Origin of the sequence: Streptomyces sp. NPDC051105 (genome assembly GCF_040682795.1) — a bacterium.
Classification (GTDB): domain Bacteria; phylum Actinomycetota; class Actinomycetes; order Streptomycetales; family Streptomycetaceae; genus Streptomyces.
In genome coordinates this window covers 402,601-426,792 of the sequence record NZ_JBFBBR010000004.1, presented here as the reverse complement: position 1 = coordinate 426,792, position 24,192 = coordinate 402,601, and the positions used below count along the sequence as shown (strand labels likewise).

Genomic DNA, 24,192 nt, shown 5'->3' with positions numbered 1-24,192 from the left:
AGCCCGAGTTGAAGCGCTTCCCCCGACTCGCCGCCCTGCTCGCGGCGACCGCGATCGCCCTCCTCCCCACCACCGCCTCCGCCGAGGTCACCTACCCCGACCCGCTCCCCCTGACCGGCCGGCAGATCATCCACGACCCCACCGTCCACCGGCTCGGCGACGGCCGGTACGTCGCCTACTCCACCGGCGGCATCATCGGCGCCCGCCTCTCCACGGACCTCCACGACTGGACCGACGCGGGCAACGCCTTCACCACGCCACCGAGCTGGTGGTACGACTACAACTCCACCGCCGACCCCTGGGCCCCCGACCTCTCCTACCGCGACGGCCGGTACTGGCTCTACTACGCGGTCTCCTCCTGGGGCACCAACCACTCCGCGATCGGCCTGGCCACCTCCCCGTCCGGCCTCCCCGGCACCTGGACCGACCACGGCCCCGCGTTCGCCTCCGGGACCACCGACTCCTGGAACGCCATCGACCCGGCACTCGTCCGCGCCGACGGCGGACTCTGGATGGCCTTCGGTTCGTACTGGACGGGCATCCGCATGGTCCAGCTCGACCCCGGAACCGGCAAGGCGATCCCCGGCGCCCCGGTCGCCCACCTCGCCACCCGCCCCGACGCCCCCTACGCCGTCGAAGGCGCCTCGATCCTCCACCACGGCCGCTACTACTACCTCTTCGCGTCCTACGACGCCTGCTGCGCGGGCGTGAACTCGACCTACAAGATCAGGGTCGGCCGCTCGACGTCGGTGACGGGCCCGTACGTGGACAGCACGGGGACACCGATGCTGGAGGGCGGCGGCGACCTGCTGCTGGCGAGCCACGGCCGCTACATCGGCCCGGGCGGCGAATCGACGTTCCGCACCCATGGCAAGACCTGGCTGGCGTACCACTACTACGACGCCGACGACAACGGCACGCCAAAGCTGGGGCTCAACCCCCTGAACTGGACAAATGACGGCTGGCCCAGCTTGCGTTAGGGGCGCGGGGTGGTGTCCATTCGCGGCTCCGCCGCGTGGGCGCGACCAGCCACAGACCACCTGTACCCGCCCACGATTCAGCACCCACCCACCCCCGAAAGGCGAACATTGCGCACCGCCCGCTTCACCCTCGACCCGGCCTTCAGCATCGGCGAAGTCAACCCCCGCCTCTTCGGCTCCTTCGTCGAGCACCTGGGCCGCTGCGTCTACACCGGCATCTTCGAGCCGACCCACCCCACGGCCGACGCCGAAGGCCTCCGCACCGACGTCCTCGACCTGGTCCGCGAACTCGGCGTCACCACCCTCCGCTACCCCGGCGGCAACTTCGTCTCCGGCTACAAGTGGGAGGACTCGGTCGGTCCGGTGGAGGAGCGCCCCCGCCGCCTCGACCTCGCCTGGCGGTCGACGGAGACCAACCGCTTCGGGCTCGGCGAGTACATCGCCTTCCTGAAGAAGGTCGGCCCGCAGGCCGAGCCCATGATGGCGATCAACCTCGGCACGCGGGGCGTGGCGGAGGCCCTGGAACTCCAGGAGTACGCCAACCAGCCCTCCGGAACCGCCCTGTCGGACCTCCGCGCCGCCCACGGCGACAAGGACCCCTTCGGCATCAGGCTCTGGTGTCTGGGCAACGAGATGGACGGCCCCTGGCAGACCGGCCACAAGACCGCCGGGGAATACGGCCGCGTCGCCGCCGAGACCGCCCGTGCCATGCGCCAGATGGACCCGTCCGTGGAACTGGTCGCCTGCGGTTCCTCCAGCCAGTCCATGCCGACCTTCGCCGAGTGGGAGGCGACGGTCCTCGCGGAGACGTACGACCTGGTCGACTACATCTCCCTGCACGCCTACTACGAGCCCCAGGACGGCGACGTCGACTCCTTCCTGGCGTCCGCCGTCGACATGGAGTCCTTCATCGAGAACGTCGTCGCCACCTGTGACCACGTGGGCGCCAGGCTGAAGTCCAAGAAGAAGATCAACCTCTCCTTCGACGAGTGGAACGTCTGGTACACCTCGAAGTGGCACGCGATCGAGAACTCCGACGCGCGGGACTGGCCCGAGGCCCCCCGCCTGCTGGAGGACAACTACAGCGTCCTGGACGCCGTGGTCTTCGGCTCCCTCCTCATCGCCCTGCTCCGCCACGCCGACCGCGTCACGGTGGCCTGCCTGGCCCAGCTGGTCAACGTCATCGCCCCGATCATGACCGAGCCCGGCGGCCCCGCCTGGCGCCAGACGACGTTCTTCCCCTTCGCCCAGGCGTCCCGGTACGGCAGGGGCCAGGTCCTGGACGTCCGCGTGGACTCACCGACGTACGACACGAAGAAGTACGGCGAGACGAGCCTGCTGCACGCGACAGCGGTCAGGGCCGACGACGGCACGGTGACCGTCTTCGCCGTCAACCGCAGCCGGACGGAGACCCTGCCCCTGGAGATCGCCCTGAGCGGCCTGGGCCTGACCCAGGTGGCCGAACACAGCGTCCTGGCGGACCCCGACCCGGACGCCCGCAACACACTGGAGGACCCGGAGCGGGTGGCGCCGCACCAGGCCGACGGCACGACTCTGCGGGACGGCGTCCTCACCGCTGCTCTGGAACCCCTGTCCTGGAATGTGATCCGCCTGGCGTAAAGGGCCCCGTAAGGGGCGCGGGGCCGTATCAATGTGCGGCTCCGCCGCGTGGGCGCGAGCAACCTCCCACAACCCGCACTCAACGGCCGGGGGAGTCCACCGAAGTCACCGGTACTCCTCCGGCCGCACTCCCCAGCAACTCCAGCCGCACAACCCCCGGCCCGAACTCGCTCGTACCGTCCGAAAGCACGGCCAGGGCCAGCGTATTGGCCCCCCGGGTCCGCAGAATCCCGTTCGGCAGCACGAACGTGTGCTGCGGGCCCACATCGTTGATGTACTGCCCGAGGTTCCACCCGTTCAGAAAGATCTGCACCCGATAGGCCCGCGCCGGATCGTCCTCAAGGACCAGCCCCACCGACGCGTCGACCCCGGCCGGCACGGCCAGCTTGAAGCCGGTGCGGTACCACGTGACGCCCATTCCCTTGTCCGCGCGCGGAAGTTCGGCTGGCTCCCACCCGCCGTCGGCGAACCCGGGCAGATGCCACCCCTGCCGCTCCCCGTAGAGGCCGCCGTTGTTCAGCGGCCCCCGCACCGGGTCGGGCGCGGTCTCGCCCTGGATCCGCCAACTCACCTTCGGCGCGGCGCCCTTGAAGGTCACGGCGGTCAGGCCGCGGGCCACCTTGTGGGTGTCCAGGGAGCGGCCGTCCATGTCGTGCTGCATCCGCCGCACCAGCACGGACAGCACATGCCGCCGCTGCTCGCGCCGTTCCTTCTGCGACGCGTTCTGCGACGCCTCCTCCGACTCCTTCTTCCACTTCTTCCGCAGCCCGGCGACGGAGAACTCGGCCGTGGCCGCCCAACTGCCCTGCCGGACCGTCTTCGTGTCCGGCACCGGCATCCGGTGCGAACCGAGCGGCTCCCCGTCCAGCCAGGCCATCAGCATGCCCTGGGTGCCCGTGCTGTAGGCGAGGGAGAGGGACTCCAGGTCCGCGAGGTCGCCGTCCACCCAGCCCCGGTACCAGACGTCCCCGTAGTGGAAGCCGTAGTCGTCGGCGAACAGCACCGGCTGACCGTCCGGGACGGGCGTCGTACTGAACGACGTCTTCTTGTCCGCGACCACCCACGACGAGTCGTCGAAGGCCATCGCCGACTCGGGGTTCTCGGCCTTCCGGCGCCAGCCGGACAGGACCGGCAGCGCCGGCTTCGGCGCCCCCGCCAGATCCGACGTGGCGACCAGGCTCTCCGAGAGGCCCACCCGGGTCTGTACCGGCCGCCCGTTCCAGGTGACCGAGGTGATCCCGCGCGGCCCCCACACCTCCACGCCGCTCGGCCCGACCGTGTCCCCGGTGAGCTGCACGGTCCCCCCGCTGAGCTTCGCGTGCCGCAGCAGCGCCGGGCCGTAGACCAGCAGGGTGCCGGACGGGGTGTCGTACGGGAACAGCCGTAGCGAGGTCGCCTCGTCGGCGAAGAGCAGCAGCAGCGGGGTGTCGCTCTCGCCGCGCTGCACCAGGACCCGGGTGAGGCCGCCCTGGCCGAGCGGCGCGGTGACGTGCAGGACGCCCTGGTCGTACACCCAGGCCGCTTCGGCGTCCAGGCGCTGGACGAAGGGCTCGGACGGGCACTCCAGGACCAGGTGTGCCATCTCGCCGTACCGGCCGGTGAACAGGGCGATGTCCTGCCGGCCGGCGGTGAACACGGCCATCGGCTGGGCGGTGGCGTACCGCAGCTTCCGCTTGCCGAGGGAGAGCCCGGTGGTGATGAGCCGGGCGTCCTTGGCCGGGACGGTGACCTCGATCTCGTCACCCCCGTCCCGCTTGTGGGTCTTGAGGGTGGACGTCACCTCGCTCGCACCGTCGTTGCGCAGCACGTACACATGCGCCTGGGTGTCCGGGTTGGTGAGGTGGTACGTCTTCAGCCCGTCCGCGTGGACGTCCGCCGCGCGCTCCAGCTTGGCGAAGTCCGGGACGCGTTGCAGGAGGTGGCCGAGCTGGTGCATCGGCGTGATCTTCGGGGTGACGTTGCGGGCCTCGTCGATGGCCGCCCCGTAGTCGTACGACGTGTAGACGACCGGCGCCGGCAGCCAGCCCCAGTTCGTGCCGCCGTAGGTCATGTAGACGTTGTGCAGGGTGATGCCGTTGGCGAGGTTGGTGAGGTAGAAGCGGCGTTCGTAGGCCGCGTCCCGGGTGCGCCGGGACTCGGCGTACCCCTTGCCGCCGAACTCGACCCCGCCCCACGGGTCGAACCAGCCGCCCCCGAACTCCGGTACGAACCCGGGCGTACGCGGGCTGGCGGTCGCGCCGCCCTTGAGGCCGCCGATCCCGAAGTCGCCCCAGTCCGGCGGGGTCTGGGTGGGGGCGGGGTAGCCGTCGAAGCCGTACAGCCACTTCCCGGTCTCGCCGCCGGTGTCGAAGGAGCCGGGGATCCAGTAGCCGTTGCGGCCCTTGTCGTTGTGGAAGAGGGGGACGTCGATGCCGTCCGCCCGGACCTTCTTGTACAGGTGGGACATGTAGGCGGGGCCGGACGGGTCGGCGACGTGGCCGTCGTACTCGTTCTCGATCTGGTACAGCAGGACGGTCCCGCCGCCGTCCGTGTGCTGGTGGCGGCGCACGATGCGGTTGACGGCCGTCAGCCACGCGTCGACGTGCCCGAGGTAGGTCGGGTCGGTGGTGCGGGCCGAGCCCTCCGTGGCGGTGAGCCAGCCGGGGAAGCCGCCGGCGTCGACCTCGGCGTTGATGTAGGGGCCGGGGCGGAGGATGACGTACAGCCCGGTCTCGGCGGCCGTGCGCAGGAACAGGTCCAGGTCGCGGACGCCGGTGAAGTCGTATTTCCCGGGCGCGGGGGAGTGGTAGTTCCACGCCACGTAGACGCTGACGGTGTTGTAGCCGTGCGCCCGCATCTTCTCCAGCACGTCCCGCCACAGGGACGGGCTCGGGAGCCGGAAGGGATGCAGTTCACCGGACCACACCACCAGCCGCCGGCCGTCGACGACCAGGGAGTACTGGTCGTGGCCGATGGCGTGCCGCCGTCCGTCGGCGCGCGGCGGGGCCGGGGCCGGGCCGGTCGGCACGGTGCGTGCCGCGTAGGCCGCGGGCGCCCCGGGGCCGCCACTGCCGCCCAGGGCGAAACCGAGCGCGGCCGAGCCGGCGAGGGCACTGAAGGTACGTCTGCTGAGCGCCAAGGGATCCTCCCGGGCGATCTTACGGGGCGCGGGTGCGCCCATTGTCCATGGGAGTACGCCCCACAATGGACGCATGAGGATCTCGGCACGAGCGGATTACGCGGTACGGGCGGTACTGGAGCTCGCCGTACGGCAGGACGACGGCCCGGTGAAGGCCGAGGAGATCGCCGGGGCGCAGGACATCCCGCACAAATTCCTGGAGGGCATTCTGGGTGACCTCCGGCGCGCCGGGATCGTCGACAGCCGGCGTGGCGGGGGCGGCGGCTACCGGCTGGCGCGGGACGCGTCCGCCATCACCGTGGCGGACCTCATCCGGGCGGTGGACGGCCCGATCGTCTCGGTACGCGGCGAACGCCCGACGGGTCTGGCCTACAGCGGCACCGCGCAGCCCCTCCTGCCCCTGTGGATCGCGCTGCGCGCGAACGTCCGCCGGATCCTCGAAGGAGTCACCGTGGCGGACATCGCGGCGGACGCCCTGCCGGAGCCGGTCCGGGCACTGGCCGCGGAACCGGCCGCCTGGGAGAACCCCTAGGTGTGGGGCGGGAGGCCACGGCGGCTGTGAAATCCGGTGGTGTGAATGGCCGGAGTTCGCCCTGACCGGTCGGCGTGGGGATTCCTACGATGCGAGCGCCCCGTTCTTCACAGGAAACTCACAGGTTCTTCAAAGGTGAACCATATCGAGCCTTGAGGGGCGTGAGGGTCCTGTGGTCCGCGGGTGTCACCCCCCACCCGATCACCGAACCGGAGAAACCATGAAACCCATGAGGCATGGACTCCTGCTCGGCGGAGCGCTCGCCGCGCTGCTCACCGCCGGGTTGCCCGCTCAGGCCAAGGCCTCGTCGTCGGCGGTCTTCGACGACCCGCCGCCGGACAAGATCGTGATCAACGTCGCCACGGTGAACGGCTCCGGCTGCCCGCAGGGCACCACCGCCGTCGCCGTCTCCGAGGACAACGAGGCCTTCACCGTCACCTACAGCGACTACCTCGCCCAGGCCGGCGGCAACTCCGACCCCACCGCCTTCCGGCGCAACTGTCAGCTCAACCTGGTCGTTCACGTGCCGGGCGGCTTCACCTACGCCATCGCCAGCGCCGACTACCGCGGCTTCGCCTCGCTCCAGCAGGGCGCCACCGGTACCCAGCGTGCCTCGTACTACTTCCAGGGCTCGTCCAACACGGCCTCCGCGAACCACCCCTTCCGGGGACCCTACGACGACAACTGGCAGGCCACCGACACCACCGACTGGGCCCAGCTGGTGTGGGCGCCCTGCGGGGTCCAGCGCAACTTCAACATCAACACGGAGCTGCGGGTGACCGCCGGGAGCGCGAACCCCGGCAAGGTCAGCTTCATGACCATGGACTCGACCGACGGTGAGATCAGCACCGTCTACCACCTGGCCTGGAAGCAGTGCCCCGCCAAGTAGGCCCCGTGAAGTCGTCCTGCGCCGCTCACAGGCTCCCCGGGCGGACCAGCCCGGTCCGCTTGATCCCCGTCAGGATGGGCGTGACCTCGATCGTCGTGACGTGTTCGAGGGCGCCGACGGTGTCGCTCAGGAAGAGGTAGAGCGCGTCGAGGTCGGCCGCGGCGACCGCCACCAGCAGGTTGGCCGAGCCGGTGGTCGCCGAGGCGAACCGCACCTGTGGATGGCGGCTGAGCCGCCGGCCGGTCTCCTCCAGGCCGCCGGGGGCCACCGTCATCCACATCAGCGCCTCGGTACGGATGCCCAGCCGGGCGAGATCGACCTCGGTCGCGAGCCGGACGACCATGCCGTGCGCCAGCGCCTCCAGGCGTCGGCGCGCGGTCAGCGCGGAGGTGTCGGCGCGGCGGGCGAGCTCCGTGCAGGAGGGCCCCGTAAGGGGCACGGGGAACTGCGCGACCAGCCCCGACGGCGCCGCAGTCGATAGGCGGCATATCGCGGCACTTCCAGCGGAGTGCTCAGTGCCCTGACCGGGAAGGCGGTTCCACTTGGCCGGTTGCTCCGGCGGGCGGTTCGTCCACGGCCGGCGTCTCCAGGGTGGTGGGCCATCGGCTCACCAGGAAGGGCGGATCGGTCCCGGCGGCGCGAGTCGTGTCAGGTCGGCGACGAGTTCGCTGAAGCGGGCCTCGCCCAGTGCCTGTCGCCACGGTGCGACGGCGGCCCGGGCAGCCTGGTCGGCGGCGCGCGTGGCGGCCCAGCCGGTCTCGGTCAGTCCCAGGAGGCGGGCGCGAGCATCGTACGGGTGTGGATGCCGCTCCACGTATCCCTTTCGGACCAGCTCCTCGACCAGCTGGGCGGCGGCCTGCTTGGTCACCCCCAGGTGCTCGGCCAGGTCGGCCGTGGTGGCGCCGCCTGCCGAGATGCGGACGAAGGCGAAGCCGTGTGCGGGTCGCAGATCCTCGAATCCCTGCCGGGACACCCTGGTGTGGATTTCCTGCACCAGCTGTCCGGAGAGTGCCAGCACACATGCGGAGAAGGCCACGGCGTCGTCCATGGGCTTGACTATAACTCGTCAATCCGCTTGTCTATCTAGACAAGTTACTTGTCTAGATAGGGGGCTGGCATGTCGTTCATCCGCAGTGACGAGGCCGTCGTACACGAGATCCACGGTGGCCGTTTCGTTTCCTACGTCCGTCCGGACACCGGCAGCCGGGACCTTGCCGCCTGGCGCGTCGAGATCCCGGCCGCAATGGCGGGGCCGGCCCACACGATCAGCGAGGAGGAGACGTTCTACGTCCTCTCCGGTCGCCTCCGGCTCACCATCGACGGTGAGAGCGCCGAGCTCCGCGCAGGTGACGCGGCAGTGGCACCTGCGGGTTCCGAACTGGCGATCGCCAACACCGACGACCAGACCGCCCGCATGTGGGTCACCACACGGGTCGGGCTCACCGCCGACATGGCTGACGGCAGCACCGTCACACCGCCCTGGGCGCACTAGGGTGCTGGCGGCGCAGGTTCGCCGGGTCGGCGCTCAGACCCTGCCCGCCACCGATGTCCGGAACGTGTTCCGGTACGTCTGGGGGGAGACGCCGATCGCCGCGTGCAGGTGCTGCCGCAGTGAGGTGCCCGTGGCGAAGCCGACCTCGGCCGCGATCCGGTCGACCGGCAGTTCGCTGGTCTCCAGGAGATGGCGGGCCCGGTGTACCCGCTGCTGAATCAGCCAGCGACCCGGGCTCGTCCCCGTCTCCTCCTGGAACCGGCGCGCGAAGGTGCGCTGACTCATCCGGGCATGCGCGGCCAACTCCCGCAGCGCGAGAGGCCGTTCCAGGTTCTCCAGGGCCCACGCCCGGGTGGCCGCCGTACCGGTGGCGCCCTCGTCCGGCACCGGCAGCTCGATGTACTGGGCCTGGCCGCCGTCCCGCCACGGCGGTACGACACACTGCCGGGCCACACTGTTGGCGACCGCGCTGCCGTGGTCGGAGCGCACGATGTGCAGGCACACGTCGACGCCGGAGGCCGCCCCGGCCGAGGTCAGGACGTCCCCGTCGTCGATGAACAGCACGTCCGGATCCAGTGCCACGTGCGGGAACATCCGCCGGAACCGCGGCGCGAGCGCCCAGTGCGTCGTCGCCGGCCGCCCGTCCAGCATCCCGGCCGCCGCGAGCGCGAAGGCGCCCGTGCAGATGGAGACGATCCGGGTACCGGGCCGGATCCGGGCCAGCGCGGCGGCAACGGGCTCGGGCAGCTCATCGGTGATCCGCGCCATGTCGTACGGCGGCACGACCACGGTGTCCGCACTCTCCAGCGCCTCGGGCCCGTGCCCGACGGTGACCGTGAAGTCGGCGTTGGTCGCCACCGTACGGTCGTCCGTCGCCGCGCAGGTCACCACGTCGTAGGCACCGGGAACACAGGTGAAGACCCGGTTCGGGATGCCCAGCTCGAACGGGTAGACCCCGTCGAGGGCGAGCACGACGACCCGGTGGGGGCGGGCGGGCAGGAAGCTGACGGCGACGGACATGGCACGATTCTATCGCTTGCCGCCCATCCGGCCATCGTGCGTGGCGGCGCAGCCGTACCGGCGTCCGCCGGGACGTCCCGACGGTGACCCCTCCGGAGTCCGGGTGACGCGGCGTTCTTGTCGCAGTGACAAGGGGAACCAGCGGACAGGGGTGTCTCTTCGGTTCGACGATCGGTGCACCCCGACCCTGTCGGCCGGGGTGGCGCAGGGACGCCACGTGCTGTGGAGCGAGCACTCCGACCGCGACCGGCTCCTGACACTCACTGCTCGACGTGCGTGAGGAAGCCGGCCCAGGCGGTGGGGGAGAGGGCGAGCGCGGGGCCCTGGCGGTTCTTGGAGTCGCGGATGTGGATGGTGGTGGGGCAGGTGGCTACTTCGACGCAGTCGCCGGAACCGCCGCTGCTGTAGGTCGACTTGTGCCACTGGAGGGCGACCTCGACGCAGTCGCCCTCGCTGCCGCTGCTGTAGCTGCTCTTGAACCAGGTCAGTTCGGACGTGCTCATAGCGCTCCTCGCATCCGCTCCAACAGGGCCCTGGAGTCCCGGAGGCTGAGGGCCTGCGAGCGCAGTTTTCCATACCGCTGGTGGAGGACGCTGATCTCTTTCGGATCGGCGATGAGGCGGCCGTTCTTCTGGCCTTCCGAATAAGCGAACCACTGATTCTCGGGGGTCTCAAGCAGTTGCAACGGGCCATCCAGGCCGGCGTGCACGGGCTGCTGAAGAGGCATGATCTGGACCTCTACGTTCCGGTGGCGCTCGACCATCTCCAGTAGATGGTCGAGCAGCTCTCGGGTCACGTCGTCGCCGCCCGTTCGCCGCTCCAGCAGGGCCTGTTCGATGATGAAGCTGAACGCGCACGGTCGCTCCCGCCGGGTGGACAGCAGTTCCTGCCGGGCGATGCGTGCGGCCACCCGGTCGTCCAGTTCCTGGTCGTTGGGAATCGGCGGCACGCTCAATGACACCGCACGCGTGTACTGCTCTGTCTGCAACAGACCCGGCACGACTCGGCATTCGTAGGTGTAGAGGTTGATCGCCGTCGCCTCCATCCGAGCCCACCGCCGGAACCACGCCGCCAACCCCGGCTGCCGAGCGAGATGTCCCGCCGCCCGCCGCAAGGCCCCCGTATTCCCCAGCACCCCCTCCGACGCCTCCACCAACGACTCGTCCGGCATCCGCCTCCCCAACTCCACCGATGCCACCGTGTGTTTCGAGAACCGCACCTGTTCCGCGAACTCCTCCCTGCTCAACCCCGCGTGCTCGCGCAACGCCTGGAGCACCGCTCCGAAGGTCCGCAGACTGTCCGACGACTCCGGCTCCACTCCATCGCCCACGTAGGCCACCTCCCACCCCCATGGTCACGGCTAGTGACCGGTACGGTCCAGTGCGTCACCGCGTACGCGGGCCCAGCGTACGCGGCTCTCAGCTGGATAACCGCTGGTCCGGAGCGGCAGATTGGGCGCATGGACGCTCCCCCCACCACCGTCACCGTGAGTCGAGCACTCGCCCAGCGGCTCAGTGCCACCCCGCGTGGCGCCCGTCTCGCCCGTCATCTCGCCGTCGCCCAACTCCACGCGTGGGGAGGGCCGTTCGCCGCCGTGGAGCTGATCGACAAGGTCTCGGTGATCGTCGCGGAGCTGGCGGCCAACGCCGTGACGCACGGGCGGGTGCCGGGGCGGGACTTCGAGCTGCGGGTGTCGCTGGTGACGGGGAGCGTGCGGGTCGAGGTCACGGACACCCTGGCCGAACGGCGGCCGCCCGCACCCGGCGCCGTACGGCCGGGCGGGCCGCTGGACGACGGCGGCCGGGGGCTCGTGCTGGTGGACGCGCTGGCCGATCGGTGGGAGGTGCTGAGCAGGGACTGCGCCGACGCACCGGGCAAGACCGTACGGGCCGAGGTGGACCTGCCGTTCCGGCGCAGACCCTGAGCGGGGCCCCGGGGGACGTGCCTCCGGGGCCCGGGCGTCAGCTGGAGACGCCGAGGGTGAGCGTGCCGGTGTAGCCGGCGGTGGTGGAGCCGGTGACGGTCATCAGGCCGGAGGTGGCGCCGCCGTCGTCGTAGATGGAGTCCTGGGCGAGGGTGGTGCGGGGGGTCGTGTTGGTCGAGTACGGCGAGACCTTGGCGACGGCCGTGGTGATGGTCTCGTCGATGAAGAGCTGGCCCGTGTGCACGGTCCTGCCGCCGGTGAAGGAGCCGTCGGAGGTCAGGGTGACACCCGTGTGGACCTTCACGTGGATGTGGATGCAGCGGCCCCGGTACCAGCCCGGGTAGATGGTGGTGATGTTGGCGACGCCGCTGGAGTTGGTGAGCACGCCACCGCGCAGGAAGGTGCCGTCGTCGGCCTCGTTGTGGCCGTTGTTGCCGACGTACCCGGAGTACTCGCCGAGCGCGTCGGTGTGCCAGACCTCCACGAGGGCGTTGGGGACGACGGTGCAGGCGGAGTTGACGACGGTCAGGGCGAGCTTGAACGTGATGCCGGGCTTGCCCTCCGTGATGTCGGTGCGGACCAGCGCGCCGTCGAGGTAGTAGGGGCCTTCGGTCATCTCCTCCGTGAGCGTGCAGACCGCCGCGGCGGCGGCCGGCTTGAGGTCGGGGGCGGCGGCTGCCGCGGGGGCCTCGGTCGAGACCGCTGCACCTACGGCCAGGGCAGCGGCGGTCGTCCCGGTGGCGACGAGTACGGTACGGCGCCCGACGGAGCGGGCACCTTCTGAGGTGTCTGTCATGGACACGGCACCGTAGGAATGGTTGCTGTCGGAAAGCTGTCAGTTCAGCAAAGTGAACAACCGTCAAGTCCTGAGTTGAGACAGCCGGACGGACGATCACGGTCCGGCGCCACGGAACGCGCGGTACCGGGCACGAAGGGGCCATTAGGGTCGTTCGCCGCGACGAGGGCACTCCTGGAACGGCGAGGGCTCGCGGGAATCAGCGTGGGATCCGGGTCTAATCGCCCCAGAGAACCGTGCTGGAGGAGGATTTCCATGGGTGCCACCCCGCTTCTGCCCACACCGTCCGGTCCCTACCTGGGCGCAGGGCGGCTGCCCGCCGATTTCTACTCCTTCGAGGAACTGCTGACGGACGGCGAGCGGGAGAAGATCGAGCGCGTCCGCGAGTTCCTCGACACGCAGGCCGCTCCCCTCGTCGACGACTACTGGGCGCGGGCCGAGTTCCCCTTCCAGCTGGTGGAGGGATTCGGCAGGCTCGGACTTGTGGACTGGGCGGACCCGGACTCCGCGGAATCCAGGCCGAGCAATCTCCTCTCGGGATTCCTCGCGCTGGAATTCGCCCATGCCGACGCGTCCTTGGCGACCTTCTCCGGCGTGCACACGGGGCTCGCCATGGGCTCGATCCTGGCCTGTGGCTCCGAGGAGCAGAAGCAGCGGTGGCTGCCGGCGATGAGCCGCTTCGAGAAGATCGGCGCCTTCGGGCTGACCGAGCCGCACGGGGGTTCCGACGTGGCCGGCGGCCTGCGGACGACCGCGCGCCGCGACGGCGACGGCTGGATCCTCGACGGGGCCAAACGGTGGATCGGCAACGCGACCTTCGCCGACCTGGTCGTCATCTGGGCGCGGGACACCGAGACGAACCACGTGCTGGGCTTCGTCGTGGAGAAGGACACCCCCGGGTTCACGGCGACGAAGATCGAGAACAAGATGGCGCTGCGGATCGTGCAGAACGCCGACATCGTGCTCGAAGGGTGTCGCGTTCCGGAGGCCAACCGGCTGCAGAACGCGAACTCGTTCAAGGACACCGCCGGCATCCTGCGCCAGACCCGCAGCGGGGTGGCCTGGCAGGCCGTGGGGACGATGTTCGGCGCCTACGAGATCGCGTTGCAGTACGCGAAGGAACGCGAGCAGTTCGGGCGCCCGATCGGCGGCTTCCAGCTCGTCCAGGACCTGCTGGTGAAGATGCTCGGCAATGCCACCGCCTCGTGCGGAATGGTGGTGCGTCTGGCCCAGTTGCAGGACGCCGGGATCTACCAGGACGAGCACTCCGCCCTGGCGAAGGCGTACTGCACCGTGCGGATGCGGGAGAGCGTCGGGTGGGCCCGGGAGCTGCTGGCCGGCAACGGCATCGTCCTCGACTACAAGGTCGGCCGCTTCGTCGCCGACGCCGAGGCCCTCTACTCGTACGAGGGCACCCGGGAGATCCAGACCCTGATCGTGGGACGCGCCGTCACCGGCGGCCTGAGCGCCTTCGTGAAGTGACGGCGATGACCACCGAACCCATGACCACCGAATCCGTCTTCACCGGCCTGAAGGTCCTCGACGCGTCCTCGTTCATCGCGGGACCGGCCGCGGCCACCGTGCTCTCCGACTTCGGAGCGGACGTCATCAAGATCGAGCCGCCGGGGGCGGGTGACCCCCAGCGGCGGCTGAGTTCCGTGCCGCCCAGTCCGCGGGCGAAGGCGAACTACAGCTGGCACCTCGCCAACCGCAACAAACGGGGCATGGTGCTGGACCTGAAGTCGCCGACGGCCGTCGAGGTCCTCAAGCGGCTCGTCGAGTGGGCCGACGTGGTGATCACCAACTTCCCGCACGGCACCCGCGAGAAGCTGCACCTCGGCTACGAGGAGGTCTCGGGCTGGAACCCGAGGGTCGTCTACGCCGATCTCACCGGCTTCGGGGACACCGGCCCCGACGCCCGGCTGCCGGGCTTCGACCTGACCGCCTTCTGGTCGCGCAGCGGCCTGCTGGCCTCCACCCGGGACGCGGGCGCCCCGCCGACCGTCCCGGTGTGGGGCAGCGGCGACTACACGACGGCGATCGCCATCTACGCGGCGATCACGACCGCCCTCTACCGCCGCGAGCGGACCGGACAGGGGGCCAACGTCGGGACGTCACTGCTCGCCACCGGCGTCTGGGCCACCGGAACCCTGGTGGCCGGCGCCCTCGCCGACGGCACCCCCTTCGAGCTGCACAACCGGAAGTCCCCGGCGAACCCGCTGAACAACCCCTACCGGACCGCGGACGGCGAGTGGCTCATGCTGGTCGCCTCACCCGCGCGCTGGCAGGGACTCGCGCGCGCCGTCGGACACCCCGAACTGCTGGAGGACCCCCGCTTCGCCGACCTGGAGGGTCTGATCCGGCACGCCCCCGCACTGGCCGAGCTGCTCGACACCGCCTTCCGCTCGCGGCCCTTCGCCCACTGGAAGGACGCGCTGGACCGGGAACGCATCACCTACAGCCTCATCCAGACACCGGAAGAGGCCGCGCGGGACCCGCAGCTGCGCGAGAACGACATCGTCGTCCCGCTGGCGGGGGTTAGCGGGCTGACCGAGACCGTCAGCAGCCCGGTCAACCTCCGAGGGGTGCCGAAGGTGCCGGCGAGACGGGCGCCGGACCTGGGCGAGCACAGCGACGAGATCCTCGCCGAGCTGGGCTTCGGCCCCGCCGAGATCGCCGAACTGCGCGCCCAGGGGACGGTCCCCGCGACGGAGACGGAGCCGCCGCGATGAGAACGGCGCCGGAGGGTTCCGCGGACCGGGACGCCTCTCCCCGTTCATCTCGGCTTCTCCCGGAAATCGCCCGGACGACGGACTCCGGCCGGTCGGCGTTCACCGGGTGACCCGGCGCCCGTTGATAGCGTCGGCGTACCCGTGCCGTCCGACCGAGAGAGACCTGATGCCCCCGACGATCCGCAGGGCCGTGATCCCCGCCGCCGGACTCGGCTCCCGTCTGCTGCCGCTGACGAAGGCCACTCCGAAGGAGATGCTCCCGGTCGGCGACAAACCGGTGATCGAGCACACCGTGCGGGAGCTGGTGGACTCCGGCATCACCGACATCACCATCGTCGTCTCGGGCGGCAAGAGCCTCATCCAGGACCACTTCCGGCCCAACCCCGGGCTCGTGGAGCAGTTGCGCGCCGACGGGAAGACCGCCTACGCCGACGCCGTCGAGGAGGTCGCCGAGCTGGCCCGCCGCGGTCACATCACCTACCTCGACCAGTACGGCCCGTACGGCAACGGCACGCCTGTGCTGAACGCCGCCCGCTCCTTCGGCGACGAGCCCGTCCTGGTGCTCTGGCCGGACGACGTGTTCGTCGCCGACGTCCCCCGCTCCCAGCAGCTGATCCGCGCCTACGAGCAGACCGGCTGCCCGGTGCTGGCCCTGCTGCCGATGGACCCCGCCGACTCGCAGCGCTACGGCGTGCCCATAGTCAAGGAGGACCTCGGCGACGGCCAGCTGCGCATCACCGGCCTGGTGGAGAAGCCCGCGCCGGCCGACGCTCCGTCCCCGTACGCGGCCATCGGCGGTTACGTCATCACCCCCGGCATCGTCGACGAACTGCGCGAACAGACCCGCCGCTGGTACGAGCACCGCACCGGCGAGGTCTACCTGACCGACGCCATCAACGCCTACGCCGCCAGCCGGGCCGTGTACGGGCAGGTCATCCAGGGCCGCTGGTACGACACCGGCAACCCGGCCGACTACCTCGTCGCCCAGATGGCCTTCGCCCTCTCCCACCCCGAGTACGGGCCCGTCCTGCGCGGCCTGGTCCGGGGACTCGACGAGGAGCTGGAGGACGTGCCGGATACGGTATGATCGTCTCAGAGCTGGTCGCCGCAAAACCCGGTGGCTGGTGATGCGTTGGTGGTCCAAGGAAAGACGCCCCGCTTCCTGCGGGGAAATGCAGGTGCAAGGCCTGCCCGGCGCTCCATCCGGTGCCCGTCCGCCTCATGCGGACGGGCACCGCGGCGTTTGGCCCCCACCTTCTTGGCTCTCGTTGCCCATGGCAACCCTTTCGGGCTAATCATCCCGCTTCACCCCCCTTTGGCCGCCTGTATCCAGAATCCGGCTGATATGAAACCTCCTGGCAAGAAGGAGACTTCGGGGGCGGGTATGACAACAGCACAGGTCGGTGTGGTGATCGTCGGCGCTGGACCGGCAGGGCTCGTGCTGGGGAACCTGCTCCTGGACCGCGGCGTCGACTGCGTGATCCTGGAGCGGCGCGGCCGGGACGCGGTGGAGGGCCGGGCCCGGGCCGGTTTCCTCGCCCCCCACTCGGTGCGGGTCCTGACGGAGAACGGCCTGGGGGCCGGCCTGCTCGCCCGCGGGCAGACCCACACGACCTGCCTGTTCCGCAGCGAGCGGGGCGAATTCACCCTGGACTACGGAAAACTGGGCCCCGGCGAGCCGCACACCGTCTACCCCCAGCAGGAACTCGTACGGGACCTGGTCGCCGCCTACCTGCGGCGCGGCGGGGAGATCCGGTTCGGCGCCGAGGCCGAGGAGGTGACCGGCGGCCGGGTGCGGGTGCGCGGCGGCACGGACGTCACCGGACGGTACGTCGCCGGATGCGACGGACACCGGGGGATCGGCCGCGCCGCGCTGACGGCCCACGGCAACCGGACCGCCCGCTGGGACCACGGCGTGTCCTGGCTGGCCGTGCTGGTCGCGGCCCCGCCCAGCCTGTCGGCCGTCGGATACGCCCTGCACCAGCGGGGGTTCGCCGGCCACATGGCCCGCACCGCCTCCGTCACCCGGTACTACCTGCAGTGCCCGCGCGGCACCGACCCCGCCGAGTGGAGCGAGGACCGGATCTGGACGGAGCTGGCGACCCGGATGCGGACGGCCGAGTTCGGACCGCTGCGCGAGGGCGCCGTACTGGAGAAGACGCTCGTCGACCTGCGCTCCGACGTACTGGAGACCTTGGGCGCCGGACGGCTGTGGCTGGCCGGCGACTCCGCCGGGCTCATCAGCCCCTCGGCGGCCAAGGGGGCCAACCTCGCGATCCTGCAGGCCGAGTCGCTCGCCCGGGCCCTGGAGGCGGCGCTGCTGCGCGGCGACGGCACCCGCCTCGCCCGGTACGCCGGCGACTGCCTGCGCCGCATCTGGCACGCCCACGAGTTCTCGCACTGGATGAGCGGCCTGCTGCACGGCCCCGACGGCGACGACGACACGGCCCGCTACGAGCGGGCGCTGCAGTACGCCCGCCTGGAGAGCCTCCGCACCTCCCGCTCCCACCAGGACTTCTTCGCCGAGAACTACACCGGCATCTGACCCCCGGGACCCACAACCCCCGGTTCTCCCCACCCCACGATCAACGGGAACCCTTCATGAACCTCTCCGTCGTTCAAGCATGTCTGACGGAAACCGACCTGGAACGGATCCGGCACGCGGCCGGCCATGTCCGCGACCATGACACCGACCGGGTCCTCGCCGACCTGCTGCCCGACCTGACCGCCGAGGAGCGGGCCGACGTCTCCCGCCATCTCGTCTACGACCACACCGCCGTGCTGGTCTTCCCCGCCTCCCTGGACGCCCTCCCCGGCGAACTGCGGCGCGCCGGGCTGGAACCGGGACCCCTCACACCGAGCGTGGTGGTACGCGGACGCCTCGCCCGGCGGTACGGCGCGGTCCTCGCCGAAAGCCCGGTCGGAATCGTGCACGTGCCCGTCGCCGAGCGGACCGTGGAGATCTTCGCGCTGCCCGTGCCGCCCGGCTCCCCGCTGGAGGCCGTCGCCGCCGACGAACGCGCCGCCGGCCACGAGTCCCACCACGCGTTCGCCGTGACCGCACCGGGACGGGTGATCCCGGCCGGACTGCGCACCCTGCTGGCCGAACGCGCGGGCGCCGTCCCGGACGGCGGCGGCTACAACGAACACGAGAACGTCACCGTCCTCTACTTCCGCACCGCCCACCACCGCCGCTTCGAGCTGCGCCTCCCCGGTCGCCACGAACCGGTGCCGGACCCGACCCGCTCCCTCCTCGGCGTCATGACCGGCGCCTGGGCCACCCAGGCCGTCCGCACCATGGCCGAACTCCGCATCGCCGACCACCTCGCCGCCCGGCCGGGCCTCGACGCCGACACCCTCGCGGACCGGACCGGCAGCGACCCCGACGCCCTGCGCCGGCTCCTGCGCTACCTGGCGACCCTGGGCCTGCTGACCGCATCGGCCGGCGGCACCTACCACCTCACCGCCCTCGGCGAGCCCCTGCACACCGGCACCGAGTTCTCCCTGCACCCCCTCGCGCTGCTGTACGGCGGCCCGTCTACGACTCCTTCGCGGGCCTGACGTACGCCGTACGCACCGGGCAGGAAGCTTTCGCCCACCGCTACGGACAGCACCACTTCACCTACTTCGCCGAACACCCCGAACTCGGCGGCCGCTTCCACCGGGCGATGGCCGCGAGCGCGGAGATGTTCACGCCGGTGCCCGACCTGGTCGACTTCTCCGGCGTACGGCGCGTGGTGGACGTGGGCGGCGGCAACGGGGCGCTGCTCGGCCGGGTACTGCGGTCCCACGGCCACGTCGAGGGCGTCCTCCTGGAGCGACCGGAGGCCCTGGAGGCGGCGCGGTCGGAACTGGCCGACCTGACCGGCCGGTGCACCTTCGCCGCCGGCGACTTCACCGAGTCCGTCCCGGAGGGCGGCGACGTCTACCTCCTGTCCCGCGTCCTGCACGACTGGGACGACGAACGCTGCGTGACCATCCTGCAGCGGTGCGCCGAGGCGATGCGCGAGGGCAGCCAACTGCTCGTTGTGGAACGCCTGTTGCCCGGCAACACAGCGGCAGCCTGGGACGTCCACATGCTGTGCAACGTGGGCGGCCGGGAGAGGGAAGAGGCCCATTACGGGCGCCTGCTGGAGGGGGCGGGCTTCAAGCCGACGGCCTGCCACGCGCTTCCCCTCGGAGCGTCGCTGTTGCACGCCGTGCGGGGCTGAGCACTCCGCTGGTTGCGCGGTCCGTCCACCGCGGGCCGGTGGGGGCTGGCCGCGCAGTTCCCTCCCCCAGCCTTCGGCCGGGGGGACCCCCAGCGCCCCTCACGGGGCACGGTTCCACCAGCCATGGCGACTTGTGACCCCGCCCGGATCAGGCGCCCCGCAAGGGGCGCGGGGAACTGCGCGAGCAACCACGATGGCGCCGCACCCGCCCCGCAGCCCTAGGGCGCCTGATACTCCAGCTGCAGATCGTGATCTTCATGTCTGGGATACGGGTTGCCGCCGGTAGTGACTGGTGCGTGATCGTGCCTGGTGGCGGCGGCGCCAGTCGGACCAGGCAAGCTGGTGGGCTGCGTCGCGGACGGGCAGGACGACGAGCGTGATGAACAGGCGGCAGATCTCGTAGCGGGACAGCGGGATCAGGTCGTCCGGCGTGGGGCGGTGTGCGTGTTCGTCGGCGCGGACGACGGCGAGGAAGGCGTGGGCCAGCATCGCGAGGGTGACCCAGCGGGCCCATGAGGGGTAGCGGCGGAGGCCGTACCCGTCCACGCACCGGCTCTCACCAGTAAGAACCCGACCAGCAGCTGGAGTTCTAGGCGGTTTCGAGTAGCCGCTTCCGCAGCAGGATTGTGCCGGATTCAGCGAGCCAGTCTGCGAGCGTACGCAGTCCGGGATGGATGACGCGCAGCGCCTCGAGGTCGGCGTGCCAGCGCGATCCGGCTGCCCAGCGTTCCCGCGCCTGGGCGATCTCGGGGTTGAGTGCGGTTGCCTCGGCGTGACTGATCTGCTCGTAGCGAATTGCGGCACCGGTGGCCTCGCTGATCACGGCGACCGCCTCGGCCGGGGTGGGGGCGTCCCCAGCCAGTTCCAGACTCCGTCCCGCGAACCGGTCCGGCTGGTCGAAGGCCAGCGCGGCGAACTCGGCGATGTCCTCCACCGCGATGATCTGGACAGGCTCGTCCGGCGGGAAGATGTGCCGGTGCACGCCGTGGACGATGCCGTCGAGGCCGATGGGCGTCGAACCAAGATAGTTCGACATGAACCGCACCGGACGCAGCACGGTCACCGACCTGATCCGCTCACGCAGGTAGTCCTCGATGCGTTTCTTCCCCTCGGAGCCACCCGGGCGACCCGGCGTGGACGCGACGCCCGTGAACACGACGTGCTCAACTCCCACCGCGGCCGCGGCATCGATCAGTGCCCGGCCCCGGGCGAACTCCCGCTCCACGTCGGAGCCGGCCGGGCCGAACGCCACGGGCGGTACAGCGAACAGTGCCGCCGCTCCCTCCAGCGCAGCGGGCAGACTCGACGGGTCGTCGAAGTCGCCGCGCACGAGCTGCGCTCCCTTGGTTTCAAGCGATTTGGCGGCGGGCGCGGTCGTGTCCCGCACGAGCGCGCGCACCGGCCTTCCGGCCGCCAGGAGCCGGTGTGCGGTGGCTCCGCCCTGCCGACCGGTCGCACCGGTCACGACAACCAAGCGGTCAGTGGTCATGTCGTCCTCCACCCCGGGATGGTCGGTGGGTAGGTCTGGTTGGCCCCGGGGTCGATGTGGAATGCTCCACCCGGTTGAGTCGAACGGACAAGGGATTACGTGACATGACCGCAGATCCCCAGGACGTCGGCCGGGCCGATGCCCGCCGTAACCGCAGGAAGGTGCTCGCCGCCGCTTCGCAGGCGTTCGACGAGCACGGCCTGGACGTCTCGCTCGGCGCGATCGCACGGCAGGCGGGGGTCGGCGCCGGCACCGTGTACCGGCACTTCCCCAGCAAGGAGATCCTGCTGGAGGCCGTACTCGTCCAGCAGCTCGACGACCTGGTGGAGACCGCTCGACAGTGGGCGGCCCGCAACGACCCTGCCGAAGCATTCTTCGGCTTCCTCCTGGAGGTCGTCGAAACGTCCCACGTGCGCAAGCACGCATGCGACGCCTTAACCACGCAAACGAGCTGGCCACGGCCAATCCTCGCCGCGTCGGCGCGACGGTTCAGCCAGGCACTTGACCAACTGCTCCGCGCGGCCCAGCACGCCGGCGGCGTCCGTACCGACGTCAACACGGACGATGTCACAGCCCTCACCGTCGGGTGCGCCACGATACGGGCCGCCCACCACGACCGGAACGGCGGCACCCGCATGGTGCGGCTGGCACTGGAGAGCCTGCGGGCTCCCTCATTCGTCACGCAAGGGCCGGTCTTTCGTGACTCTCCCGGCACGCTTCACGCAGCGTCGCGGTGCGAGGAATGCGGGGCCCAGCTCGAGGCCCGTTCCACTGGCCGCCCAGCGCGCTACTGTGGAGCGACCTGCCGGCAGCGAGCACATCGCCGCCGCCTCGGTACCGCAACGGTTTCCCAGCGGAAACGTATCCCTGAAATCGGACGCGCCAAGTAGGACGGTGCCCACGACCAAGGTTGCTGTTTCGATCCCGTCCCAGCCATTACCGGCGGCAAGCCGCATCCCAGACATGAAGATCACGATCTGCAGCTTGAGTATCAGTACTCCAGGCGTAGATCGTGACCTGATGCTGCTCACGCGCCCCGTCGCCCGCAGCTGACCGCCTAGCGAGGTCAGTTGACCTGGCCGGCAGGCCGTACGACGAGGTGGTTGACGTCCACGCCTTCGGGTTGACTGACGGCGAACAGGATTGTCTCGGCGATCTGCTCGGCGGTCAGTATCGGTGCCGCCGCGGGAGATCCACCGCGCTCGTCCCAGAATGGGGTGTCCACGACCCCTGGGGCGACAAGAGTGACGCGAACGTGGTCCCTGGCCACCAGGAGCCGGACGTTTTCGGCCAGGGCGTGCGCAGCCCACTTGGTGACGGAGTACAGGTTGCCGGGCGTGTTCCTGGTGCCCGCGACCGAACCGACGATCACGATCCGGCCCTTGGACTTCCTCAGGTGTGGCAGTGCCTCGCGTACCAGCAGGGCCGGCCCGAGGATGTTGGTGAGCACCATGGCACGCATGGCCGGAGGGTCGTGGTCCTCCAGCGTGCCGGGCAGGGAGAACCCGGCGTTCGCGATCACTGTGTCCAATCGGCCCCACAAGCCCGCGACTTGACGCACGGCAGCGGCGACATGGCTCTCGTCACCGGCGTCACCGCTGATGGTCAGCACCCGCTCGCCCGCTCCGGTGGACGTGGCGCACGCGGCCAGCCGATCGGCATCGCGGCCGGTGATCGCCACGCGGTGACCCTGCTTGAGCAGGACACGGGCAGTCGCCGCACCGATTCCACTCGAACCTCCGGTGATCAACGTGACGGCTTCCATGGCACGGCCTCCTTGGTGATGGCGCTATCGGTGACGCGCCAGGGCTCCAGGTGTCGATGAATGCAGGCTGGGGGGTGCCGACCTCGGGTGGGATCACCCAGAGCCCGCCGGCGGCTGGTCGAGGAGCCGTTGCGGCCCTCCGCTACTGATCATTGACCGGCTCGCCTAGCCGATCTGAAGGTCGGGGTGCCCCTCACCCGGCCGAGGCGAGGTGAGGAGCGCCCTCACGACGTGCGCCGCCCGGCTCCCTCAGGTTGAGTTCATTACCGGGCCCCGCGCCAGACATCCCCGTCACGGTCCCGTCAGTTACAGCCGCGCGGCAGCATGAGGGCAGCTGCCGTGGTGGCTATCAGCATCACAGCCGCGACGCACAAGGCGACCCGCAGACCCACAATGAACTCACCCCGGTCCGCGACCAAGGCTCCGAAGACCGCCACGGCGAGCGCGCCGCCCGTCTGCCGGAAGGAGTTCAGGATCCCGGCGGCCATTCCGGCCCGATCTGCGGCGATGTCGTTCAGCAGGATGGCGGTCAGGGAAGGTACGAAGAAACCTAGGCCGAGGCCGACCGGGATGAGCATCGCCGCGATCACTGGTCTGCTGGTGCCCTCGTCGATCCAGAGCAGACCGAACATCGCCAGCGCGAAGATCGCCTGTCCCATGACGATCGGCATCCGCGGCCCAAAGCGTGCCGCAGTCCTGGCCGAGGCCAGGTTGGCTCCGGCGATCACGGCCATCATCGGTAGGAACATCAGCCCCGCGGCCATGACGGACAGATTCAGAACATCCTGAAAGAACAGGCTCAGCACGAACACCAGCCCGTAGAACGCGGCATTGATGACGAAGCCGATCGCGACCGAAACCGTCACCGTGCGCGAACGGAAGAGGTCGAGCGGGACCAACGGCGCGGCGGTACGTGTCTCGATCATGATGAACGCGGCCGTCGCCACTGCGGCGAGTCCCAGGCAGCCCAGCACCACGGGTTCGCCGAAGCCGTTCTCCCCTCCGTCGATCACCGCGAAGGTGAGCGCCGCGAGCGCGGCGATCGCCGTGAGCTGGCCGTACGGATCGAGCGGCGTGGCACGGCGCGGCGAGCGCTCCGCGCGGGTCAACACCGCGAGGGTGGCGATGCCGACGGGCAGGTTGACCACGAAGATCGCCCGCCAGCTCAGAGTGCTGGACAGCACCCCGCCGGCCACCGGGCCGGCGGCAACCGCGACGGCTCCGCAGGTGGTCCACAGCGCGATGGCCCGTGCCCGTTAGGCCGCGTCCGGGAAGGCCTGCCGGACGAGGGCCAGCGAGGAGGGCAGCATGATCGCCGCCGCGCTCCCCTGGATCAGGCGGGCGGCGATCAGCTCGCCCAGCCCCGGCGCCAGTCCGCAGGCCGCCGAGGCGACCGTGAAGACCGCGACACCGGCGCCGAACGCGCGGCTCGCCCCGATGCGGTCGGAGAGCGTGCCCGCGGAAAGCAGGAGTGCGGCGAACATCAGCGTGTAGGCGTCCACGATCCATTGCAGTCCCGCCGTGTTGCCGCCGAAGGTCCGCCCGATCCCGGGCAGCGCCACGTTCATCGCCATGGTGTTGAGGTTGAGCAGAAAGATGCCCATGAACGTGGTCGCCAGGGTCA

At 70.5% G+C, this 24,192-nt stretch carries 22 protein-coding genes and 2 pseudogenes; 13 read left to right on the top strand and 11 right to left on the bottom strand.

The genetic code is table 11. The annotated features are described in order from the left end of the window. Window positions 1-8: 8 nt before the first annotated feature. Complete coding sequence (locus tag AB0N16_RS12710; protein WP_365795858.1) at window positions 9-980, top strand: arabinan endo-1,5-alpha-L-arabinosidase; 972 nt, start codon at window positions 9-11, stop codon at window positions 978-980. Window positions 981-1,088: 108 nt separating this feature from the next. Then, window positions 1,089-2,600 carry an alpha-N-arabinofuranosidase gene (locus AB0N16_RS12705; protein ID WP_365795856.1) on the top strand — a complete coding sequence of 504 codons (1,512 nt, stop codon included), beginning with the start codon at window positions 1,089-1,091 and terminating at the stop codon, window positions 2,598-2,600. Between the two features lie 79 nt (window positions 2,601-2,679). On the opposite strand, the gene AB0N16_RS12700 is transcribed toward AB0N16_RS12705, so the two are convergent. Then, the gene (locus AB0N16_RS12700; RefSeq protein WP_365795854.1) at window positions 2,680-5,718 is read right to left on the bottom strand and encodes a beta-galactosidase; all 3,039 of its coding nucleotides are present in this window, start codon (window positions 5,716-5,718) and stop codon (window positions 2,680-2,682) included. A gap of 73 nt (window positions 5,719-5,791) precedes the next feature. On the opposite strand from AB0N16_RS12700, the gene AB0N16_RS12695 reads away from it, so the two are divergent. Both AB0N16_RS12695 and AB0N16_RS12690 read left to right on the top strand, forming a co-directional pair. Continuing rightward, on the top strand, window positions 5,792-6,250 hold the full coding sequence (locus AB0N16_RS12695) for an Rrf2 family transcriptional regulator (RefSeq protein ID WP_365795852.1): 459 nt from the start codon (window positions 5,792-5,794) through the stop codon (window positions 6,248-6,250). 229 nt (window positions 6,251-6,479) lie between these two features. Further along, window positions 6,480-7,139: a DUF4360 domain-containing protein gene (locus tag AB0N16_RS12690; RefSeq protein ID WP_365795850.1), complete on the top strand. Its 660-nt coding sequence runs from the start codon at window positions 6,480-6,482 to the stop codon at window positions 7,137-7,139. Between the two features lie 25 nt (window positions 7,140-7,164). Here AB0N16_RS12690 and AB0N16_RS12685 read toward each other — a convergent pair whose 3' ends face one another. Together AB0N16_RS12685 and AB0N16_RS12680 are read right to left on the bottom strand one after the other, a co-directional pair. Further along, entirely contained in the window at window positions 7,165-7,578 is a 414-nt protein-coding gene (locus tag AB0N16_RS12685) for an Lrp/AsnC family transcriptional regulator (protein ID WP_365795848.1), read from the bottom strand. A 168-nt stretch (window positions 7,579-7,746) separates the two neighbouring features. After that, window positions 7,747-8,187 carry a MarR family winged helix-turn-helix transcriptional regulator gene (locus tag AB0N16_RS12680; protein ID WP_365795846.1) on the bottom strand — a complete coding sequence of 147 codons (441 nt, stop codon included), beginning with the start codon at window positions 8,185-8,187 and terminating at the stop codon, window positions 7,747-7,749. A 69-nt stretch (window positions 8,188-8,256) separates the two neighbouring features. Here AB0N16_RS12680 and AB0N16_RS12675 point away from each other — a divergent pair, with 69 nt between their 5' ends. After that, window positions 8,257-8,631 carry a cupin domain-containing protein gene (locus tag AB0N16_RS12675; RefSeq protein WP_365795844.1) on the top strand — a complete coding sequence of 125 codons (375 nt, stop codon included), beginning with the start codon at window positions 8,257-8,259 and terminating at the stop codon, window positions 8,629-8,631. 33 nt (window positions 8,632-8,664) lie between these two features. On the opposite strand, the gene AB0N16_RS12670 is transcribed toward AB0N16_RS12675, so the two are convergent. The 3 genes from AB0N16_RS12670 to AB0N16_RS12660 all read right to left on the bottom strand — a co-directional run bounded on the left by AB0N16_RS12670 (window position 8,665) and on the right by AB0N16_RS12660 (window position 10,981). Then, a complete protein-coding gene (locus AB0N16_RS12670; protein WP_365795842.1) occupies window positions 8,665-9,651 on the bottom strand; it encodes a helix-turn-helix domain-containing protein in 987 nt (328 codons plus the stop codon). Window positions 9,652-9,911: 260 nt separating this feature from the next. Beyond that, window positions 9,912-10,154: a DUF397 domain-containing protein gene (locus AB0N16_RS12665; RefSeq protein ID WP_365795840.1), complete on the bottom strand. Its 243-nt coding sequence runs from the start codon at window positions 10,152-10,154 to the stop codon at window positions 9,912-9,914. Continuing rightward, on the bottom strand, window positions 10,151-10,981 hold the full coding sequence (locus AB0N16_RS12660) for a helix-turn-helix transcriptional regulator (protein ID WP_365795838.1): 831 nt from the start codon (window positions 10,979-10,981) through the stop codon (window positions 10,151-10,153). The genes AB0N16_RS12665 and AB0N16_RS12660 overlap by 4 nt, the downstream gene beginning before the upstream one ends. Window positions 10,982-11,110: 129 nt before the next feature. Here AB0N16_RS12660 and AB0N16_RS12655 point away from each other — a divergent pair, with 129 nt between their 5' ends. After that, entirely contained in the window at window positions 11,111-11,575 is a 465-nt protein-coding gene (locus AB0N16_RS12655) for an ATP-binding protein (RefSeq protein ID WP_365795836.1), read from the top strand. A 37-nt stretch (window positions 11,576-11,612) separates the two neighbouring features. On the opposite strand, the gene AB0N16_RS12650 is transcribed toward AB0N16_RS12655, so the two are convergent. After that, window positions 11,613-12,371 (bottom strand): intradiol ring-cleavage dioxygenase, encoded by a 759-nt coding sequence (locus AB0N16_RS12650; protein WP_365795835.1) that lies wholly within the window; start codon window positions 12,369-12,371, stop codon window positions 11,613-11,615. Window positions 12,372-12,626: 255 nt separating this feature from the next. Between AB0N16_RS12650 and AB0N16_RS12645 the strand changes: the two genes are divergently transcribed. From AB0N16_RS12645 to AB0N16_RS12620, 6 genes are all read left to right on the top strand, one after another. Then, a complete protein-coding gene (locus AB0N16_RS12645) occupies window positions 12,627-13,853 on the top strand; it encodes an acyl-CoA dehydrogenase family protein (protein ID WP_365795833.1) in 1,227 nt (408 codons plus the stop codon). Between the two features lie 5 nt (window positions 13,854-13,858). Next, window positions 13,859-15,103, top strand: a complete 1,245-nt coding sequence (locus AB0N16_RS12640; protein WP_365795831.1) for a CoA transferase — start codon at window positions 13,859-13,861, stop codon at window positions 15,101-15,103. A gap of 166 nt (window positions 15,104-15,269) precedes the next feature. Further along, window positions 15,270-16,190 (top strand): UTP--glucose-1-phosphate uridylyltransferase, encoded by a 921-nt coding sequence (locus tag AB0N16_RS12635; RefSeq protein ID WP_365795829.1) that lies wholly within the window; start codon window positions 15,270-15,272, stop codon window positions 16,188-16,190. 297 nt (window positions 16,191-16,487) lie between these two features. Then, window positions 16,488-17,648 carry a 4-hydroxybenzoate 3-monooxygenase gene (locus tag AB0N16_RS12630; protein ID WP_365795828.1) on the top strand — a complete coding sequence of 387 codons (1,161 nt, stop codon included), beginning with the start codon at window positions 16,488-16,490 and terminating at the stop codon, window positions 17,646-17,648. 56 nt (window positions 17,649-17,704) lie between these two features. Beyond that, a complete protein-coding gene (locus AB0N16_RS12625) occupies window positions 17,705-18,664 on the top strand; it encodes a methyltransferase dimerization domain-containing protein (protein WP_365795827.1) in 960 nt (319 codons plus the stop codon). Then, entirely contained in the window at window positions 18,661-19,314 is a 654-nt protein-coding gene (locus tag AB0N16_RS12620) for a methyltransferase (protein WP_365796201.1), read from the top strand. Before AB0N16_RS12625 ends, AB0N16_RS12620 begins: the two co-directional genes overlap by 4 nt. A 255-nt stretch (window positions 19,315-19,569) precedes the next feature. On the opposite strand, the pseudogene AB0N16_RS12615 reads toward AB0N16_RS12620, so the two are convergent. Together AB0N16_RS12615 and AB0N16_RS12610 are read right to left on the bottom strand one after the other, a co-directional pair. Continuing rightward, window positions 19,570-19,860 (bottom strand): annotated as a pseudogene (locus AB0N16_RS12615) (IS701 family transposase); the annotation flags it as partial. A 43-nt stretch (window positions 19,861-19,903) separates the two neighbouring features. Beyond that, complete coding sequence (locus tag AB0N16_RS12610) at window positions 19,904-20,803, bottom strand: NmrA/HSCARG family protein (protein ID WP_365795825.1); 900 nt, start codon at window positions 20,801-20,803, stop codon at window positions 19,904-19,906. A gap of 104 nt (window positions 20,804-20,907) precedes the next feature. Here AB0N16_RS12610 and AB0N16_RS12605 point away from each other — a divergent pair, with 104 nt between their 5' ends. Next, window positions 20,908-21,693, top strand: a complete 786-nt coding sequence (locus AB0N16_RS12605; RefSeq protein ID WP_365795823.1) for a helix-turn-helix domain-containing protein — start codon at window positions 20,908-20,910, stop codon at window positions 21,691-21,693. Window positions 21,694-21,869: 176 nt separating this feature from the next. Here AB0N16_RS12605 and AB0N16_RS12600 read toward each other — a convergent pair whose 3' ends face one another. After that, window positions 21,870-22,568, bottom strand: coding sequence for an SDR family oxidoreductase (locus AB0N16_RS12600; RefSeq protein WP_365795821.1), 699 nt, complete (start codon window positions 22,566-22,568; stop codon window positions 21,870-21,872). A gap of 302 nt (window positions 22,569-22,870) precedes the next feature. After that, window positions 22,871-24,172: pseudogene (locus tag AB0N16_RS12595) on the bottom strand (MFS transporter). Window positions 24,173-24,192: the final 20 nt, after the last annotated feature.

Bases quoted from the DNA above. Each gene is read 5' to 3' on its own strand.
- AB0N16_RS12690 (WP_365795850.1), top strand. From the start codon at position 6,480: ATGAGGCATGGACTCCTGCTCGGCGGAGCGCTCGCCGCGCTGCTCACC.
- AB0N16_RS12610 (WP_365795825.1), bottom strand. From the start codon at position 20,803: ATGACCACTGACCGCTTGGTTGTCGTGACCGGTGCGACCGGTCGGCAG.
- AB0N16_RS12640 (WP_365795831.1), top strand. From the start codon at position 13,859: ATGACCACCGAACCCATGACCACCGAATCCGTCTTCACCGGCCTGAAG.
- AB0N16_RS12645 (WP_365795833.1), top strand. From the start codon at position 12,627: ATGGGTGCCACCCCGCTTCTGCCCACACCGTCCGGTCCCTACCTGGGC.
- AB0N16_RS12695 (WP_365795852.1), top strand. From the start codon at position 5,792: ATGAGGATCTCGGCACGAGCGGATTACGCGGTACGGGCGGTACTGGAG.
- AB0N16_RS12650 (WP_365795835.1), bottom strand. From the start codon at position 12,371: ATGACAGACACCTCAGAAGGTGCCCGCTCCGTCGGGCGCCGTACCGTA.
- AB0N16_RS12630 (WP_365795828.1), top strand. From the start codon at position 16,488: ATGACAACAGCACAGGTCGGTGTGGTGATCGTCGGCGCTGGACCGGCA.
- AB0N16_RS12625 (WP_365795827.1), top strand. From the start codon at position 17,705: ATGAACCTCTCCGTCGTTCAAGCATGTCTGACGGAAACCGACCTGGAA.
- AB0N16_RS12670 (WP_365795842.1), bottom strand. From the start codon at position 9,651: ATGTCCGTCGCCGTCAGCTTCCTGCCCGCCCGCCCCCACCGGGTCGTC.
- AB0N16_RS12680 (WP_365795846.1), bottom strand. From the start codon at position 8,187: ATGGACGACGCCGTGGCCTTCTCCGCATGTGTGCTGGCACTCTCCGGA.
- AB0N16_RS12635 (WP_365795829.1), top strand. From the start codon at position 15,270: ATGCCCCCGACGATCCGCAGGGCCGTGATCCCCGCCGCCGGACTCGGC.
- AB0N16_RS12675 (WP_365795844.1), top strand. From the start codon at position 8,257: ATGTCGTTCATCCGCAGTGACGAGGCCGTCGTACACGAGATCCACGGT.
- AB0N16_RS12655 (WP_365795836.1), top strand. From the start codon at position 11,111: ATGGACGCTCCCCCCACCACCGTCACCGTGAGTCGAGCACTCGCCCAG.
- AB0N16_RS12605 (WP_365795823.1), top strand. From the start codon at position 20,908: ATGACCGCAGATCCCCAGGACGTCGGCCGGGCCGATGCCCGCCGTAAC.
- AB0N16_RS12600 (WP_365795821.1), bottom strand. From the start codon at position 22,568: ATGGAAGCCGTCACGTTGATCACCGGAGGTTCGAGTGGAATCGGTGCG.
- AB0N16_RS12665 (WP_365795840.1), bottom strand. From the start codon at position 10,154: ATGAGCACGTCCGAACTGACCTGGTTCAAGAGCAGCTACAGCAGCGGC.